This window comes from Pseudomonas sp. YY-1, assembly GCF_002843095.1.
Lineage (GTDB): Bacteria > Pseudomonadota > Gammaproteobacteria > Pseudomonadales > Pseudomonadaceae > Aquipseudomonas > Aquipseudomonas sediminis_A.
This window is the reverse complement of the sequence record NZ_PJLX01000022.1, coordinates 36,604-52,725: the sequence shown is the minus strand read 5'-3', so window position 1 is coordinate 52,725 and position 16,122 is coordinate 36,604. Positions and strand designations below refer to the sequence as shown.

14 protein-coding genes are annotated in these 16,122 nt (G+C 65.0%); 10 read left to right on the top strand and 4 right to left on the bottom strand.

The window, feature by feature from the left end:
• Window positions 1–105 precede the first annotated feature (105 nt).
• Window positions 106–954 carry a universal stress protein gene (locus tag CXP40_RS22800; RefSeq protein ID WP_106735587.1) on the top strand — a complete coding sequence of 283 codons (849 nt, stop codon included), beginning with the start codon at window positions 106–108 and terminating at the stop codon, window positions 952–954.
• A gap of 2 nt (window positions 955–956) precedes the next feature.
• On the opposite strand, the gene CXP40_RS22795 is transcribed toward CXP40_RS22800, so the two are convergent.
• Both CXP40_RS22795 and olsB read right to left on the bottom strand, forming a co-directional pair.
• On the bottom strand, window positions 957–1,733 hold the full coding sequence (locus tag CXP40_RS22795; RefSeq protein WP_106735586.1) for a lysophospholipid acyltransferase family protein: 777 nt from the start codon (window positions 1,731–1,733) through the stop codon (window positions 957–959).
• A 108-nt stretch (window positions 1,734–1,841) separates the two neighbouring features.
• The gene (gene olsB / locus CXP40_RS22790; RefSeq protein WP_099522304.1) at window positions 1,842–2,573 is read right to left on the bottom strand and encodes an L-ornithine N(alpha)-acyltransferase; all 732 of its coding nucleotides are present in this window, start codon (window positions 2,571–2,573) and stop codon (window positions 1,842–1,844) included.
• 148 nt (window positions 2,574–2,721) lie between these two features.
• Here olsB and CXP40_RS22785 point away from each other — a divergent pair, with 148 nt between their 5' ends.
• The 6 genes from CXP40_RS22785 to CXP40_RS22760 all read left to right on the top strand — a co-directional run bounded on the left by CXP40_RS22785 (window position 2,722) and on the right by CXP40_RS22760 (window position 7,951).
• Window positions 2,722–3,612, top strand: coding sequence for an acyl-CoA dehydrogenase (locus CXP40_RS22785; protein WP_106735585.1), 891 nt, complete (start codon window positions 2,722–2,724; stop codon window positions 3,610–3,612).
• Window positions 3,613–3,678: 66 nt separating this feature from the next.
• Window positions 3,679–4,464 carry an MBL fold metallo-hydrolase gene (locus CXP40_RS22780; RefSeq protein WP_099522302.1) on the top strand — a complete coding sequence of 262 codons (786 nt, stop codon included), beginning with the start codon at window positions 3,679–3,681 and terminating at the stop codon, window positions 4,462–4,464.
• Between the two features lie 241 nt (window positions 4,465–4,705).
• Window positions 4,706–5,824: a serine hydrolase gene (locus tag CXP40_RS22775; RefSeq protein ID WP_106735584.1), complete on the top strand. Its 1,119-nt coding sequence runs from the start codon at window positions 4,706–4,708 to the stop codon at window positions 5,822–5,824.
• A complete protein-coding gene (locus tag CXP40_RS22770; protein WP_099522300.1) occupies window positions 5,821–6,141 on the top strand; it encodes an amidase in 321 nt (106 codons plus the stop codon). The genes CXP40_RS22775 and CXP40_RS22770 overlap by 4 nt, the downstream gene beginning before the upstream one ends.
• 80 nt (window positions 6,142–6,221) lie before the next feature.
• Entirely contained in the window at window positions 6,222–6,794 is a 573-nt protein-coding gene (locus CXP40_RS22765; RefSeq protein WP_106735583.1) for a YceI family protein, read from the top strand.
• A 2-nt stretch (window positions 6,795–6,796) separates the two neighbouring features.
• Entirely contained in the window at window positions 6,797–7,951 is a 1,155-nt protein-coding gene (locus CXP40_RS22760; RefSeq protein ID WP_256579543.1) for a phosphatidylserine/phosphatidylglycerophosphate/cardiolipin synthase family protein, read from the top strand.
• Window positions 7,952–7,957: 6 nt separating this feature from the next.
• Here CXP40_RS22760 and CXP40_RS22755 read toward each other — a convergent pair whose 3' ends face one another.
• Window positions 7,958–8,239 carry a hypothetical protein gene (locus CXP40_RS22755; RefSeq protein WP_106735581.1) on the bottom strand — a complete coding sequence of 94 codons (282 nt, stop codon included), beginning with the start codon at window positions 8,237–8,239 and terminating at the stop codon, window positions 7,958–7,960.
• A gap of 239 nt (window positions 8,240–8,478) precedes the next feature.
• Between CXP40_RS22755 and CXP40_RS22750 the strand changes: the two genes are divergently transcribed.
• From CXP40_RS22750 to CXP40_RS22740, 3 genes are all read left to right on the top strand, one after another.
• Window positions 8,479–10,272 (top strand): DUF1302 domain-containing protein, encoded by a 1,794-nt coding sequence (locus tag CXP40_RS22750; RefSeq protein WP_106735580.1) that lies wholly within the window; start codon window positions 8,479–8,481, stop codon window positions 10,270–10,272.
• A 27-nt stretch (window positions 10,273–10,299) separates the two neighbouring features.
• A complete protein-coding gene (locus CXP40_RS22745) occupies window positions 10,300–11,667 on the top strand; it encodes a DUF1329 domain-containing protein (protein ID WP_256579542.1) in 1,368 nt (455 codons plus the stop codon).
• A 169-nt stretch (window positions 11,668–11,836) separates the two neighbouring features.
• Complete coding sequence (locus CXP40_RS22740; protein ID WP_106735578.1) at window positions 11,837–14,443, top strand: LuxR C-terminal-related transcriptional regulator; 2,607 nt, start codon at window positions 11,837–11,839, stop codon at window positions 14,441–14,443.
• A gap of 272 nt (window positions 14,444–14,715) precedes the next feature.
• Here the strand turns inward: CXP40_RS22740 and CXP40_RS22735 are convergent, their stop codons facing one another.
• Window positions 14,716–16,059: a short-chain fatty acid transporter gene (locus tag CXP40_RS22735; RefSeq protein ID WP_106735577.1), complete on the bottom strand. Its 1,344-nt coding sequence runs from the start codon at window positions 16,057–16,059 to the stop codon at window positions 14,716–14,718.
• Window positions 16,060–16,122 lie beyond the last annotated feature (63 nt).

Here is a 16,122-nt window from a genome sequence, read left to right as displayed (position 1 = left end):
CTAACCTAGACCGCTTTAGCGCGTCGGACCTGACCTGCATCAAGGAGTACGAGGTCGCGAGGCGCTTGAATGTAACGCGGTGTTAAACCCATGGAGGAACACGAGATGATCAAGATTCTGGTAGCGACCGATCTGTCCGAACGTTCGGCGCACGCGGTACAGCGCGCCGTGCAATTGATCCGCCGCCAAGGTGGTGGCGAGTGGGCTCTGCTGCACGTGATCGATGACGATGCGCCGGCTGCGCATGTGCAACGTCAGGTACAACAGGCCGAAACCCTGCTGCAGGCGCAGGCCGAACGCCTCGGCGAGCAGGCGGGCAGCGTGCCGCGGGTGATCGTGGGCACTGGCGAGGCCGCCTCGGTCATTGTCGAAAGCGCGCAAGGCATCGGCGCCGACCTGCTGGTGGTGGGCGCACATCGCAAGTCGGCACTGCGTGACTTCTTCGTCGGCACCACGCTCGAGCGGGTGGTGCGCAGCAGTCATCTGCCAGTGCTGCGGGTCAATGGTCCGGTGACCCATGAATACCGCCATGCGTTGCTGGCGATGGACCTCTCGCGCACCTCGCAGCAAGCCCTGAACCGGGTGCGTGAGCTGGGTCTGGCGAGTCTGGACGAGCTGCACGTGGCCAGCGCGGTCGAGCCGGTTGTAGCGGGCGCGATGATGGAGGCGGGTATCAGCGCTGAGGTGCTGGAGAATCAGCGCGAGCTGCAGCGTCAGCAACTGGTGGAGCGCCTGAGTGCAGTCGGCGTGAGCCTGAGTCACGAGCGCCTGCTGGTGCAGATCGGCTCGCCGGAAGGGGTGATCGGCGAGGCCTTGCGTCAGTCTGGTGCGGACCTGTTGGTGCTCGGCACCCATGCCCGCGAAGGGGCGTCGCGTTTCTTCCTGGGCAGCGTTGCCAGTCGCTTGCTGGCCTCGCTCGACAGCGACGCCTTGATCGTACCGCCGGCTGGCTGAGGCTAGGCCGCTGCGGCCGATTGCACCTCGGTTGCATCGAGCTGCAGTGCGCTGGCGATGATGGCCTGGCTGTGCCGGGCCAGTTCGTTGCGGCTGCGTGATTCGCTGGGGATCGGTGCGAGCAGGCGGATCTCGACCTCGCAGGCCGAGCCCGAGAGCAGGCGCAGCAGATGCGAGAGCATGTCGTCGTCGCCCACGAACGGTGCCACCGTGCAGGGTTGGCCATCGCGCAAATAACGGATGGCCACTGGTTGCAGCGCCACGCCGCTGTCGATGGCGCTGCTCAGCAGACGACCGTGAAAGGTGCGCAGGGCCAGGCCGTCAGTGGTGGTGCCTTCGGGAAAGATCAGCAGGTGATGGCCCTGCTGCAGGTGGCGGGTGAGTTGCTGGCTCACCTGGCTGCTGTCGCCTGCACCGCGGCGGATGAATAGCGTGCCACCCTTGTGCGCCAGCCAGCCGGCCAGCGGCCAGCCGCGTACTTCCGCCTTGGACAGAAAGGACAGCGGCTGCAGAGCGCCCAGCAGCGGAATGTCGGTCCATGACACGTGGTTGGCGACCCACAGCATCGGTTGCGTGGGCAGCTCGCCCTCCACCCGTACGCGAAACGGCAGGGCGCCGCCCAGGCGTGCCAGGAACCAGCGGGTCAGGCGTTGGCGCAGCGGCATCAGGTCGTGCCGAACTACACGCTCGAACAGGCTGACGATGCCGGCCAGCAGGGCGCCGAAGGCGATTACCAGGGCCAGGTGGGCGAGGCGCAGGGACAGACGCAGTTTGGCCATTGAGGCCTCCGCTTGAGAACGAGTGCCAGCATTATCCACGGGCAGCGCCGTTTGGCCATTATCGTGATTCATGCCGGCCTGTAGGGGCGAGCTCCTACAGGCCGGGTTTCAGACTGCCGCCTTGAAGTGCCGGGCGTAGCGTGGGCACAGCTCGTCGCGCTTGAGCAGGATGAACACGTCGGCCACCTGGAAATCCTTGTCCCAGCAGGGTTCACCGCAGATCTTCGCGCCCAGGCGCATGTAGGCCTTGAGCAGCGGCGGCATTTCGGCGATGACGTTGCCCGGCAGGTCCAGCTGCGGCAGTGGGTGTTTCGGCTCGGCACGCAGATGCTCGGTGCACAGGTAGCGTTCACGCAGGCGCTGCATGACAGCATGGGCCTGGATGCCGCCGTCCTGCATGGAGATGCTGGCGCAGCCCATCAGGTAGCGGTAGCCGCCTTCGTTGAGCACCTCGGCCAGCTCGCCCCAGAGTACGGCGATGGTGGCACCGTTGCGGTAGGCGACATCGACGCAGGTGCGACCGATCTCCAGCACCGGGCCTTCGAGACCGGCAAGGCCGTGCAGGGCGAATTCCTCTTCGCTGTAGTAGCGACCAAGACCGGCAGCCGCCTGGTGGTCGAGCAGGCGGGTGGTGGCCACCAGCTCGCCGCTTTCCAGATCACGCACGCCGATATGGCGGCAGTGAATGTCGTAGTCGTCCATGTCCAGACCCAGTTCGGCGCCGTTGAGCTTGGCGTCGAATTCCGCGCTGAATACGCGGTAGCGTAGGGCCTGCGCTTCACGCAGGGCGGCGGGGCCTTGCAGGCGTTCGGCCTGCAGTCGGCGAGCGGTTTGAGTCATGCCAGATCCTCCGTGTGCCGGCTGGATGCTTGCAGCCGGTCGATCTTGTTGGGCAAGCTCAGGCTAGGTAGCTGCGGTGTCACCACCGTGAAGCTTTTTTGATGCTTATGTGACAGCAGCTCAGATGCTGCTGCGAGGAGCCGATGCGATGCCTTGGTCGAGCCTGTTTCAGCCTATCGAGCGCCTGACTGCCGAGGCGGGGTTGGAGGACTGGTACGCTCGCCTGCTGGCGCGTCTGGGCGGCACGCCACAGCCCTTCGAGCTGGCGCTGGTGGGCGGTTTGCAGGCGGCCACGCCTGGGCTGGCCTTTCTCGCGGGTTACCAGGCGGCGCTGCGTGTGCTTTGGCCGGCGGCGCCCTGGACGGCCGGCGCGCTGTGTGTGACGGAGAACCGCAGCACCCGCCCGGCGGACATGAACACGCGTATAGACGGTCTGCACATCGTGGGTCGCAAGGATTTTGTCACCGCCGCCGAATGCGCCGACTGGCTGCTGGTAGCGGCGCGCGAAGAGGGCGAAGGGCAGGCACCGTGTCTAGCCCTCGGTGTGGTGCGCCAGGGCGCACCCGGCGTGCGCATCGAGCCGCTGCCAGCCTTGCCGCTGATGCCGGATATCGGCCATGCCCGTTTGCATCTGGATCAGGCGCAGGGCGAGCGTTTGGCAGGCGATGGCTGGGACGACTACGTCAAACCCTTTCGTACGCTGGAAGATGCGCACGTCCTCGCGGCAGTGGCGGCGTGGCTGTTCGGTGTCGGGCGCGAAAGCGCCTGGCCCGAATCCCTGCAGTTGCGTTTGCAGGCACTGCTGGCCGGCTGCGCCGAGGTGGCGCGGCAAGCGCCCAATGCCGCCACCACCCACCTGCTGCTGGCCGGTCTGTTCGCCCAGCAGCAGGCGCTGGCTGACGAACTGGACGCCGCCTTCGCCGCGGGGCCTACGCACTGGGCCGCGCTGTGGCAGCGCGACAAGGGTTTGCTGCGCATTGCCGAGGCGGCGCGCAGCAAACGCCTGGAGAAAGCGCGGCAGATTGTCGCCGGCTCTTGATCCATATCAGTACCCTCTCGGCAGCGTGCGCATAAGGTTGCCTCGCGATTCATCTACGAGGTTTCCATGCGCCGCGAGCCCATCGTGCTGTTCGATAACGGCAGCCACCAATGCCTGATGTTCGATGACCTGGTCAGCGGCGAAGGCGTGCAATCCAACCAGTTCCTGATCACCGACAACGAGCAGTACCTGCTGCTCGATCCAGGCGGCGACCTGACCTACACGCCGCTGTCGCTGGAGCTGTCCAAGCACATTCCGGTGCAGGACCTGACCTACATCTTCGCCTCGCACCAGGACCCGGACATCATCGCCTCGCTCGACAAGTGGCTGCTGCACACCCGTGCGCGGGTGATCTGCTCCAAGCTGTGGGCGCGTTTTCTGCCGCACCTGACCGCCAACTACCTGGTGCTGAGCCGCGGCATCAACACCTTCGATCGCATCATCGCGCTGCCGGATCGGGGCCAAAGCATCCCGCTGGGCAAGTGCACGCTCAAGGCCGTGCCGGCGCACTTCCTGCACTCGGTGGGCAACTTCCAGGTCTATGACCCAGTGAGCAAGATCCTCTTCTCCGGCGACATGGGCGCTTCGCTGGTGGATGACGCCACGCCGGTGCGCGATTTCGTCAACCATGTGCCGAACATGGAAGGCTTCCACCGGCGTTACATGGCTGGTAACAAGGCCTGCCGCCTGTGGGCGGCGATGGTGCGGCAGATGGACGTGGCGATGATCGTGCCGCAGCATGGCCGGCCCTTCGTCGGCCCGGAAATGATCAGCGCCTTCCTCTACTGGATCGAGAACCTCGAATGCGGTCTCGACCTGATGGGGCCTGAGGATTACCAACTGCCCAAATGAAGGTGGGATCAGACTGTGTGAAAACGTAGCGAGCGAAGGTCAGGCAAGGCAAAAATAGGCGAAGAAGCGCAGTTTACGAGTTGTAAATGAGCATTCGACCGGGCTGGCGTTCCAGCCTGTTTTCAACGCAGCATGGCCGAGCGTAGTAGTTTTCACAGCCGTCTGAGATGGCGGTTTCGTCGCTTCAAGCAGTCATCATCGCCGTGCTAGGGTGCGCCACGATTTCCGATCGAGGCCGCCCATGCCCACTTCCTTGCTTCGTCGACTGAGCCTGGCGCTCGGTTTCAGCCTGGCTGCCAGCACCGCCGTGGCGGAAAGCTGGCCGCAACCCGACTGGCAGAGCCAACCCGCACCACCGTCCGCCGCCATCGCCGAGCTTGAGGCCTATGCTTTTGCTCCGCGCGACGATGCCGAGCGCAAGGGCGTGCGCACCGATGCGTTGTTGGTGATCCGCGATGGGCAGATCGTCTACGAACGTTACGCCGAGCCGACCACCGCGCAGACGCCGCACCTCTCATGGTCGATGGCCAAGAGCCTGCTCGCCACCACCCTTGGCGTGGCCTATGGCGAGGGCCGCTTCAAGCTCGATGCGCCAGTGGCGCAGTACTACCCACCGATGGCGGACCACCCGCAGATCAAGATCGGCCACCTGCTCAACTGGGCCTCGGGTCTGGCCTGGCAGGAGGACTACGAGTACGCACCGCTTAAATCCTCGGTGGTGGCCATGCTCTATACACGGGGGCGCGACGATATGGCCGCGTTCACTGCTGCGCATGAGGCCGACGCCGCACCCGGCACGCGCTTTCGTTATTCCAGCGGCGACAGCAACCTGCTGGCTGCCGCGTTGCGTGGCATGGTCGGCGAGCAGGCTTACGCCGACTATCCCTGGACGGCATTGTTCGAACCGCTGGGTATCAGCAGCGCGACCTGGGAGCGCGATGCCAGCGGCACCTTCATCGCCTCGTCCTACGCTTACATGACTGCGCGCGACCTGGCCCGTGTCGGCCTGCTGATGCAGCGCGGTGGCCGTTGGGGCGAGCGCCAGTTGCTGCCGGCAGCCTGGGTCGATTTTGTCGCCACGCCCTTCGCCGGCTATCAACCACAGGGCTTCGCGCCTGGCGACGCGGTGCCGGGCGGGCACTGGTGGCTCAACGCTGAACTGCCGGGTAGCACGCGGCCCTGGCCGGATGCGCCGTCCGATACCATCGCCGCGCTCGGACATTGGGGCCAAGGCCTGTACGTGATGCCGCAGGAGAACCTGGTGGTGGTGCGTTACGCCGATGACCGCGATGGCAGCTTCCAGCACAACGAGCTGCTCAAGCGCGTGCGTGCGGCCTTCGCCGTGGAGGTGCAGCCATGATCCGTCGTCACCCGATTCTCAGCGCGCTGGCACTGCTGCTGATTCTGCTGCTGGCCTGGGCCTGGCCGAACCGCGTTTACCTGCAAGCGTTTCCGGACATCATCGGCGCCTACACGGCCAAGGAATACTGCTCCTGCCGTTACGTCAGCGGTAACCCGGCGGCCTACTGTGAAGGCTATGTCGCGCAGTACGTGCCGATTAGCAGCCTGCTGGATGACGAAAGCGCCAAGCGTGTGACCGCCAGCGGTCTAGGCCGCACTCACAGCGCAGCCTGGCTGGGTGAGCGACAGGGCTGTCAGTTGCTGCCGAACGAGTAGAACTGGGCCAGCGTTGGGCTTTGCAAGGCCTGCGCTGGCGACTATCGTTGCCGCCTGGTCATGCCGTTTTCCGAGTCCCCATGCGCCTTTCGCTTTTCGCCCTGCTGCTTGCTGCTGCCTTGCCCGTTCATGCCGATTGGTACCTGGACAACGAGTCCTCACGGCTGTCGTTCATTTCCACTCACTCTGGCAGTCAGTCGGAGGTGCATCGCTTCCTCACCCTGCACGGGCAGATCGCCTCTGATGGGCGTGCGCGCCTGCGGGTGGATCTGGATTCTGTAAGCACCGGTATCTCGCTGCGCGATGAGCGCTTGCGCAGCCTGCTGTTCGATACCTCGCGCCTGCCCGAGGCGCGCATCAGCGCTCAGGTCAACCTGCCACAACTCACCGACCTGGCGCCCGGCGCGCAGCTGGAACTGCGCCTGCCGCTGCAACTGACCCTCAACGAGCACAGCCGCGAGCTGGACAGCGAGCTACTGGTGACTCGCCTGGATGATCGACGCTTTCAGGTGGTGACCCTGGCTCCGCTGGTGTTGCACGCCGAAGACTTCGCCCTGGCCAGTGGCGTCGAGGCGCTGCGCAAGGTCGCCGACCTGCCGGCCATCAGCCTGTCGGTGCCGGTGGGCGCCGTGCTGATATTCACGGCGCGTTGAGCGTGCATAAGCGCGGCCGCATCTTTCCTTGGCGGGGCGGCAATCGCTTCGAATTGCTGCTGGACGGGCCGGCGTTCTTCCCACGCATGCTGGCGGCCATCGAGGGCGCCAGCCAGCAAGTGGAGATCGAGCTTTACCTGATCGAGGACGGCCGCTGCAGTGAGCGCCTGGTCGATGCCCTGTGCCGGGCGGCCGAGCGCGGCGTGGCGGTGCGCGGCCTGTTCGATGCCTATGGTGCGGCGGGGCTGGGTGCTGCGCTGCGTGAGCGGATGGCGGCCGCGGGCGTGCAGCTGCGCTGGTACAACCCGGTGCGCTGGCGGCGTGGCATCCGCAATTTTCACCGCGACCACCGCAAGCTGCTGCTGGTGGACCAACGCCTGGCTTACGTCGGCGGCACCGGTTCTACCGACGAGTTCTGGCTGCCAGACGAGCCCCGCAGCCCCTGGCACGAAGTCATGGTGGAAATGGAAGGGCCGCTGGTGGGCGACTGGCAGCAGTTGTTCGAGCAACTCTGGCTGGCGCGCTTTTCCTGGCGCCCGAGCAATCAGCCGGCCGCGCTGAGCCTGCCCGAATGCCCGCCAGCAGGGATTGGCCTGGGGCGTGTGGCCTATGCCGACGCGGCGCAGCACCGCGACATCCTGCTGTCGCTGCTACGTGCCTTGCGCGGGGCCAAGCAGCGGGTCTGGCTGGCCACGCCGTACTTCCTGCCTACCTGGAAAATCCGCCGTGCCCTGCGCCGCGCCGCGGCCCGTGGCGTCGAAGTGCGCCTGTTGCTGGCCGGGCGCCACACTGACCATCCTCCAGTGCGTTTTGCTGGCCAGCGCTACTACCCCAAGTTGCTCAGGGCTGGGGTGCGTATCTTCGAATACCAGCCGCGTTTCCTACACCTGAAGATGGTCCTGGTGGACGACTGGGTCAGCGTCGGTTCGTGCAACTTCGACCACTGGAACCTGCGCTTCAACCTCGACGCCAACGTCGAGGCGCTCGACCCGGACTTTACCCAGGCCGTGACGGCCAGCTTCATCGAGGACTTTGGCGTCAGCCGCGAAATCACCCTCGACGACTGGCGTCAGCGCCCCTGGTGGCGTCGTGCGCAACAGCGGTTGTGGGGCTGGCTGGACCGGCTGGCGGTGAATCTGTTGGATCGCTGGCGTTAGGCAGCGTCAGCGAGTGCTGAGGTTGCGTCCGAACAGACTGAAAAACAGCAGGTGCAATGTCACTGGTAGCAACAACCACTGGAAGTGGTAGTCGTCGCCAAGCCACAACCGGTACAGCGCAAATGGATGGGCCAGCACCAGCAGCCACCAGGTGCAAGCCGCCAGATGGCTGCGCCAGGTACCGTGTTCACTGCGAAAGTTGAGTAGGCCGAACGAGCCGGGTAGCAGGGCGAAGATCGTACCCATGCCAACGCCCAGTGTGGCGCAGAGTTTCAGCAGTATCTCCATGATCCTTGTCGCTCCTGTGGTTCGCGGCTGCACAGCATGCCTGGGCAGTGGCGTGCAGGAAAGTTCGCTACCGCCTTGATACCTCGTCATTCAGCACGCTGAGTGTCGCGGCCTGCGCCCGCGCCAGGGCGCCATTCATCCTTTCGGGCGACAGATGAAATCCCTCCTTGGTGCGCTTATCCGAGGTGTGGTCGCTGCGTAGGGTTCCCTGCAGTTGCACCCCACTTCAGGAGACCCGCATGACAAGAACAACAGGGCCCGGACTATTCCAGCCGCACACCTTGGCCTTGGCCATCGCCCTTGGCATCAGCGCTCCGGCGCAGGCCGTCAACTTCAACATCGGCGAGATCGAGGGGCAGTTCGACAGCTCGCTGTCGGTCGGTGCCAGCTGGTCGATGCGCAGCCCGGATCGTGACCTGATCGGCCCCAACAACGGCGGCCAGGGCCAGTCGCAGACCGGTGACGACGGCCGGCTGAACTTCAAGAAGGGCGAGACCTTCTCGAAGATCTTCAAGGGCATCCACGACCTTGAGTTGCGCTATCGCGATACCGGTGTGTTCGTGCGTGGCAAGTACTGGTACGACTTCGAACTCAAGGACGAGCACCGCCTGTTCAAGGACATCGACGATCACAACCGCAAGGAGGGCGCCAAGTCCGCCGGGGCGGAAATCCTCGATGCTTTCATCTACCACAACTACGCCATCGGCGATCTGCCGGGTACAGTGCGTGTCGGTAAGCAGGTGGTGAGCTGGGGCGAGAGCACCTTCATCGGCAATAGCATCAACTCGATCAACCCGATCGACGCGGCTGCCTTCCGCCGTCCCGGCGCCGAGATCAAGGAAGGTCTGATCCCGGTCAACATGCTCTATCTGTCGCAGGGCCTGACCGACCGCCTGAGCATGGAGGCCTTCTATCAGCTGGAGTGGGACCAGACCATTATCGATAATTGCGGCACCTTCTTCTCCACCGCCGATGTGGCCGCAGATGGCTGCGACAACGGCTACCACATCGGCTCGCCGGCCATCGCGCCGCTGCAGCCAGTGGCTGTAGCGTTCGGTCAGGGTTTTCGGGTCGACAGCGAAGGGGTGATCCTGCCGCGTGCCGGTGATCGGGATGCGCGTGACAGTGGCCAGTGGGGTGCTGCGCTGCGTTGGCTGGGCGACGAGACCGAGTACGGTCTGTACTTCATGAACTACCACAGCCGTACGCCCATCGTCAGCACGCAGAACGCAGGCCTGGCGACCCTGGCAGCGCTGCCGGGGATCATCGGCACCGCCAATGGCATCGTGCCGGGCAGCGGCGCGGGCCTGGCGCAGAGCGTGATGCTCGGCAATGGTCGTTACTTCCTCGACTACCCCGAGGACATCCGTCTCTACGGCGCGAGCTTCTCCACCACGCTGCCTACCGGCACTGCGTGGAGCGGCGAGATCAGTTACCGGCCGAACATGCCGCTGCAGATCAACACCACGGACCTGACCTTGAGCCTGGTCAACCCCATCGCACCGGGCACCTCGCCAGTCAGTGCCGGGCCGGGCGAGGACAACATCGGCTACCGGCGCAAGGAAGTGACCCAGGTGCAGACCACCTTCACCCACTTCTTCGATCAGGTCATGGGTGCCGGCCGCTTCACTCTGGTGGGCGAGATCGGCATGGCTCACGTCGGCGGTCTGGAGAGCCGCGACAAGATGCGCTACGGCCGCGATTCGCTGTTCGGTGCCTACGGCTTCGAGGGTGACACCCACGGCTTCGTCACCAGCACCTCCTGGGGCTACCGCGTGCGCGGCATCTGGGAGTACAGCAACGTGTTCGCCGGGGTGAACCTCAAGCCGAACGTGTCCTGGTCGCATGACGTGGACGGCTACGGCCCCAACGGCCTGTTCAACGAGGGGGCCAAGGCGGTGAGCTTCGGCATCGATGCCGACTACCGCAACACCTACACCGCCAGCCTCTCGTACACCGACTTCTTCGGCGGCAAGTACAACACCGCGGTCGACCGCGACTTTCTGGCGCTCAGCTTCGGCGTGAGCTTCTAGGCCATCAGGATCAGTTGAGGAATGCAGATGAATACAACCCTGAAGATGCTCGGCGCGCTGTCCCTGAGCCTGCTGGCCGGTAGCGTGCTGGCGGCGGTCAGCGAGCAGGAAGCAGCCAAGCTCGGTAACAGCCTGACCCCGCTGGGTGCGGAGATGGCCGGCAACAATGCTGGCACCATTCCGGCCTGGACCGGCGGCCTGGCCATTGATGCCGGGCAGGTCGACGCCCGCGGCTTTCTGAGTGACCCCTATGCCGGCGAGCAGCCGCTGTTCACCATCACCGCGCAAAACCTGGATCAGTACCGCGACCAGCTCACACCCGGCCAGTTGGCGATGTTCAAGCGCTATCCGGAAAGCTACCGCATGCCGGTCTACCCGACCCATCGCAGCTCGGCTGTGCCGGAGCGGATCTACGAGGCTGCCAGACGCAGCGCGCTGAATACCGGGCTGGTGGAGGGGGGCAACGGCCTGAGCAATTTCAATGACAGCCGCTACTACGCCTTCCCGATCCCGCAGAACGGCCTGGAGGTGGTGTGGAACCACATCACCCGTTATCGCGGTGGCAACCTCAAGCGCAGCATCGTCCAGGCGTCGCCGCAGACCAATGGCGCCTACACCCTGGTGAACTTCGAGGACGAGGTCGCCTTCCCCGACAACGTTCCGGATATCGACCCGGCGAAGGCGGAGAACACCCTGCTGCTGTTCAAGCAGCGGGTCACTGCGCCGTCGCGTCTGGCCGGTAACGTGCTGCTGGTGCACGACTCGCTCGACCAGGTGCGCGAACCGCGCATGGCGTGGATCTACAACGCCGGCCAGCGCCGTGTGCGCCGCGCGCCGCAGGTGGCGTACGACGGTCCGGGTACCGCCGCCGACGGCCTGCGCACCACCGACAACTTCGACATGTTCAGCGGTGCGCCGGATCGTTACGACTGGAAGCTGGTGGGCAAGCGTGAGGCGTTCATTCCCTACAACAACTTCCGTCTGGCCTCGCCGCAGGTGAAGTACAGCGACATCCTCAAGGCTGGCCATATCAACCAGGATCTGGCGCGCTACGAGCTGCACCGGGTCTGGGAGGTGGAAGCCACGCTGAAGAGCGGTGAGCGCAACATCTACGCCAAGCGGCGCTTCTTCGTCGACGAGGATTCCTGGCAGATCGCTCTGTCCGAGCATTACGACGGCCGTGGTCAGCTCTGGCGTGTGGGTGAGGCGCTGTTGTTCCAGCAGTACGACAAACAGGTGCCGGTGTACGCGCTGGAAGCCCTCTACGACGTGATCGCTGGCCGCTACATCGCCATCGGCATGGCCAACGAGGAGCGCACCGCGGTGCAGTACGGCACCCAGGCTTCAGCCAAGGACTTCACCCCGGCCGCGCTGCGTAACGCCGGCGTTCGCTGACCTGGCAGCAGTCTGAACAAGCCGGTGGCGCCCTGCGTGCCACCGGCTTTTTTCTGCCTGCTTCTCTCACGTGAATCTCACGCCATAAGCGTCAAGGGGTGGTCGTGAGTGGTGAGCGGGGTACCATCGCCAGGTGGTTCAACAATGACAAGCAGAGAGAACCGCTGCCATGCCGACCCTCGCCATCGCCCGCCCGAGTGCGCTGCAGGTGCAACCTGCCGATCTACCACGGCTGCCACCGTGCGTCGTTTCCCGTCCCGTCCTTCTGCAGCGTCTGCTTGCCAGCGAGTCGCGTCTGCGCCTGCTGTGCGCGCCTGCCGGTACCGGCAAGAGCGTGCTGCTCGGCCAGTGCGCGCGACACACGCCTGCCGCCGTCGAGCGGGTCTGGCTCGATCTCGCGGGGCGCAGCCTGACGCCAGCGCAGTTGTGCAAGCGACTGGCGGTTGTCTTGCAACTGCCGAACGATGATGCCAACGAAGCAGGACTGATCGAGCGGCTGCACGAGCGCGCAGGGCGCTTGTGGGTCTTTATCGATGACTACCCGCGGCAGGCCGACGAGGCGCTCGATGCCTGTCTCGACCGCCTGTTCGCCGCAGCGCCGGCTCAGGTCACCTGGTGGGTCGCCAGTCGTCGAACGCCGGCCTGGAACCTGCCACGTCTGCTGCTTCAGGGTGATCTGCTGGAGCTCAAGGGCGAAGAGCTGGCGTTGGATGAATCGGCGCTGAGCGAGCTTCTCGCCGCGCTGCGGATCGAGCTGGCCGATGATATCCGGCAGACGTTGCTCGCACACAGCGAGGGTTGGCTGGCGGCGATTCGTCTGCTGTTGCTCGATGCCGACGCGGACGCGCTGCGCCAGCGTTTGCAGGATGGCTGTCCGGTGCTGCGCGATTACGTGCAGCGTGAGGTACTGGCCGATCTGGACCAGGAGCTGCGCAGCGATCTGCATGCACTGGCCTTGCTGCCGCGTTTCTCCCTGTCGCTCTGTGAGCACCTGCTGGAGGGGCGTGCTAGCGAGCTGTTGAGTGAGCTGCAGCGGCGTCAGTTGTTCGTGCGCAGTCTCGACAGCAGCGGCATCTGGTTCCGGATGTGGCGACCGCTGGCCGAGGTACTGCGGCGCTTGCCGGGGGCACCGGCGCCGGCTCCGGTCCATGTGCGGGCCTGCCAGTGGTTCGCTCAGCATGGCGACATCCGTGAGGCGGTCGAGCATGCCTTGCAGGCGGGTCAGGTCGAGGTCGCGGTCAACTATCTGCAGCGCTTCGATCAGGAGCAGTTGCTGCAGGGCCATTCGGTAGCGCAACTGCTGCAATGGCGCGAGGAACTGCCGGACTGGTTGTTCGCCAGCTCGCCGCGTTTGATCGTGCTGCAGGCCTGGGCGCTGATTATCTGCGCCCGATTCGACGAGGCCAGTGCCTGCATCAAGGGACTGGCGCATTTCATGCCGCAACCCGATGCGCGGCGCCAGCGCAAGTTGATCGCCCATTTGCAGGCATTGACGGGCGTGCTGGCGCGTCAGTGCGGACGGCGCGATGCCCGCTTGCACTGCCAGGAAGCGCTGCAGATGCTGGACGAGGGCAGCTGGTCGCAGCGTGTGCTCTGTTATCAGGCGCTGGCTCAGCAGCATATGGCCGAGCACGCCCTGGATCAGGCCAAGCAGGCGCTGGATCAGGGCCTACGCCTGGCGCGGCTCAATGGCAGCCTGATTTTCGAGGCTTTGCTCAATACCGATCACTGCCTGCTGCTGCAGATGCGTGGCGAGGCCGGGCGCGCTGCGGAGCTCGCCGAACAGTCCCTGGCGCTGCTGCGCGAACGCTTCAACCATAGCCCGGTGGTCGCTCGCCTGCTGTTGGTACGGGCCAGCCTGCTAGCCCGCCAGGGCCTCGACGAGGAGGCGCAGCAAGCGTATCGCCTGGGGCTGCAGGAGGCCGAGCATTGCGAGGATGCCTACATCATCTCTGGCTATCTCGGCCTGCTGGAGCTGGCGGAGAGCCGTGGCGATCTCGACGAGGCGCATCAGTGGTTGCAGCAGGCCGAGCGGGTGATGCAGTGGTCGCACGTGCCGGAAGTGCGTTATCGCTGTGTGCTGCAGTTGCAGGCAGGGCGGCTGTTGCTGCGTCAGGGGCAGACCGGGCGCGCGCGTGAGTTGTTCGCCCAGACGCTGCAGCAGTTGCAGCAACGCCAGCAGTTGGCGCCGTCGGAGTTCTATGACCTGCTGCCGCGCCTGCGCCGCTATCTGGCGATCAGCGATCTGCTGCTCGGCCACCACACTGCCGCTGAGCATGCTCTGCGCCTGCTGCTGGATGAATGCCAGCTCGCCGGGCATCGCAGTCTGGCCTGCGAATGTCGGGTCAGCCTGGCCGAGGCGCTGCTCATGCAGGACGAGGTGGAGCAGGCAGATAACCTGTTGCAGCAGGCGCTTGGTGAGGCGCGACAGCTGCGCCTGCTGCGGCCGTTACAGGAACTGCAGCAGCGTCAGGCGCAATGGCTCGATCGCCTGTTGCCGGGTGAGGCTGGGCAGAACCTGCATCAGCGCCTGTTCGATCCGGCGCCGTGCTTGGATGAGCCGGCCAGTGCCGGTACTGCGCTGCTCAGCTCGCGTGAGCTGGCAGTGCTGCAGTTGATTGCGCAGGGTTATTCCAATCAGGAAATTGCTGATCGTCTGTTCATCTCGCTGCACACGGTCAAGACCCATGCGCGGCGGATCAACGTCAAGCTCGGTGTGCAAAGACGCACCCAGGCCGTGGCAATGGCCAAGGCGCAGGGGCTGATGGGGGATTGAGTTCGGCCTGCTGCGCGTCGGCGCTGCTGCGTTAGAGGCAGGCTCACAATGCTCGTGTACAAAAGTACAGTCGCCCGCGACTCCGACCGTTGCTCGCCTGCCTCTGCCTTGCATCGCTCTGGCTCGCGAGGTCTCACGGTGCGGTGATCGCGAGCGAGGATTCAACCGAGCAAATAGTCAGCTCGTAGGGTGGGCTTTAGCCCACCTGGGCTGGTCAGCGTGGGCCGAAGCGGATCGCCGCCCAGCCCACCCTGCAAAGCCTAGCTGCCTGGTCAGCCGAGGAAGTAGAACGCGCCGCAGATCACCACGCCCGAGTACAGCAGCATGATCAGGCAGTAGCCCATGATGTCGCGGGCGCCGAGGCCGACGATACCGAGCAGCGGCAGCGCCCAGAACGGCTGGATCATGTTGGTCCAGGCGTCGCCCCAGGCAATTGCCATGGCAGTGACGGTCGGCGAAACCCCCAGAGCTTGGGCGGCTGGCAGCATGATCGGGCCTTGCACCGCCCACTGGCCGCCACCGGACGGAACGAACACGTTGACCACGCCCGCGCTGAGGAAGGCCAGCAGCGGGAAGGTGTCGGCCGACGACCAGGAAATGAACGCCTCGGTGATCTGCCGGCCGAGGGAGATGCCGTCGGCATTGGCGCCCATCATCATGCCCATGATCCCGGCATAGAACGGGAACAGCAGGACGATGCCGCCGATGCCGCGCACGCTCTCGTCCACCGCGCGCATGTAGCGCTCCGGGGTGCCGTGCATCAGCAGGCCGCTGAACAGGAAGATGGCGATGACCACGTCAAGGCCAAGGACGAAACCCTTGGTGGCGAAGTGGTTGAACAGATAGATGCCAGCCATGGCCACCAGTGCCAGGCCTAGGATGCGGCTATCGTCCAGGCGCTGCGCCGGGGTTTCACGGGACGGCAGTTCCGCACGCGATTCCACCAGTTTGGCCGGGTCGGCGACCTTGGCACCCTGACGCGGGTGCATGGCGCGGTTGAGCAGCGGCAGGCCGATCACCAGCAATGCGACGATGGTCAGGTTGAGGGTGCTGAACAGGGTTTCGGTGATGCTTACCGGGTCGGTCAGTACGCCTGCAGTGATGCGTGCCAGATCCGGGCCGCCGGTGGCCAGGGAGAGCGGCACCGAACCCGCCAGGCCGCCGTGCCAGACCAGGAAGCCGGAGTAGGCCGACGCTACCAGCAGCGGGTAGTCGACGCCGTCGACCTTGCGCGCCAGGGCGCGAGCGAACACCGCGCCGATCACCAGGCCGAAGCCCCAGTTGACCCAGCAGCCGACCAGCGCCACCAGGGTGACCATGATGATTGCCTGACCGGGGGTGCGGGCCATACCGGCCAGGCGGTCGAGTTGGCGGTTGATGATCGGTGCGCTGGCCAGTGCATGGCCGGTGACGAAGATCAGTGACATCTGCATGGCGAAACCGAGCAGTGTCCAGAAGCCGCCGCTCCAGTGCTGCACCATGGCCGGTAGCGATTGGCCGGTGGAGAAGATACCAGCCAGTAGAACTCCCAAGGTCAGGAGTGCAGAGAACACGAAGGGTGAGGGCAGGTACTTCTGTACCAGGCTCACGCTCATGCGAGTGAGGGTGTTGAACATGGATGACGCCTCTTTCTTATGGTTGTGTAAGGGCTTTAACCAGGCATTCGAGGTTGGATACGC

Excerpts from the sequence above, each read along its gene's own strand:
- CXP40_RS22780 (WP_099522302.1), top strand. The coding sequence starts at position 3,679 with ATGCGCCGCGAGCCCATCGTGCTGTTCGATAACGGCAGCCACCAATGC.
- CXP40_RS22795 (WP_106735586.1), bottom strand. The coding sequence starts at position 1,733 with ATGGCCAAACTGCGTCTGTCCCTGCGCCTCGCCCACCTGGCCCTGGTA.
- CXP40_RS22785 (WP_106735585.1), top strand. The coding sequence starts at position 2,722 with ATGCCTTGGTCGAGCCTGTTTCAGCCTATCGAGCGCCTGACTGCCGAG.
- CXP40_RS22735 (WP_106735577.1), bottom strand. The coding sequence starts at position 16,059 with ATGTTCAACACCCTCACTCGCATGAGCGTGAGCCTGGTACAGAAGTAC.
- CXP40_RS22800 (WP_106735587.1), top strand. The coding sequence starts at position 106 with ATGATCAAGATTCTGGTAGCGACCGATCTGTCCGAACGTTCGGCGCAC.
- CXP40_RS22775 (WP_106735584.1), top strand. The coding sequence starts at position 4,706 with ATGCCCACTTCCTTGCTTCGTCGACTGAGCCTGGCGCTCGGTTTCAGC.
- CXP40_RS22750 (WP_106735580.1), top strand. The coding sequence starts at position 8,479 with ATGACAAGAACAACAGGGCCCGGACTATTCCAGCCGCACACCTTGGCC.
- CXP40_RS22755 (WP_106735581.1), bottom strand. The coding sequence starts at position 8,239 with ATGGAGATACTGCTGAAACTCTGCGCCACACTGGGCGTTGGCATGGGT.
- CXP40_RS22770 (WP_099522300.1), top strand. The coding sequence starts at position 5,821 with ATGATCCGTCGTCACCCGATTCTCAGCGCGCTGGCACTGCTGCTGATT.
- olsB (WP_099522304.1), bottom strand. The coding sequence starts at position 2,573 with ATGACTCAAACCGCTCGCCGACTGCAGGCCGAACGCCTGCAAGGCCCC.
- CXP40_RS22745 (WP_256579542.1), top strand. The coding sequence starts at position 10,300 with ATGAATACAACCCTGAAGATGCTCGGCGCGCTGTCCCTGAGCCTGCTG.
- CXP40_RS22765 (WP_106735583.1), top strand. The coding sequence starts at position 6,222 with ATGCGCCTTTCGCTTTTCGCCCTGCTGCTTGCTGCTGCCTTGCCCGTT.
- CXP40_RS22740 (WP_106735578.1), top strand. The coding sequence starts at position 11,837 with ATGCCGACCCTCGCCATCGCCCGCCCGAGTGCGCTGCAGGTGCAACCT.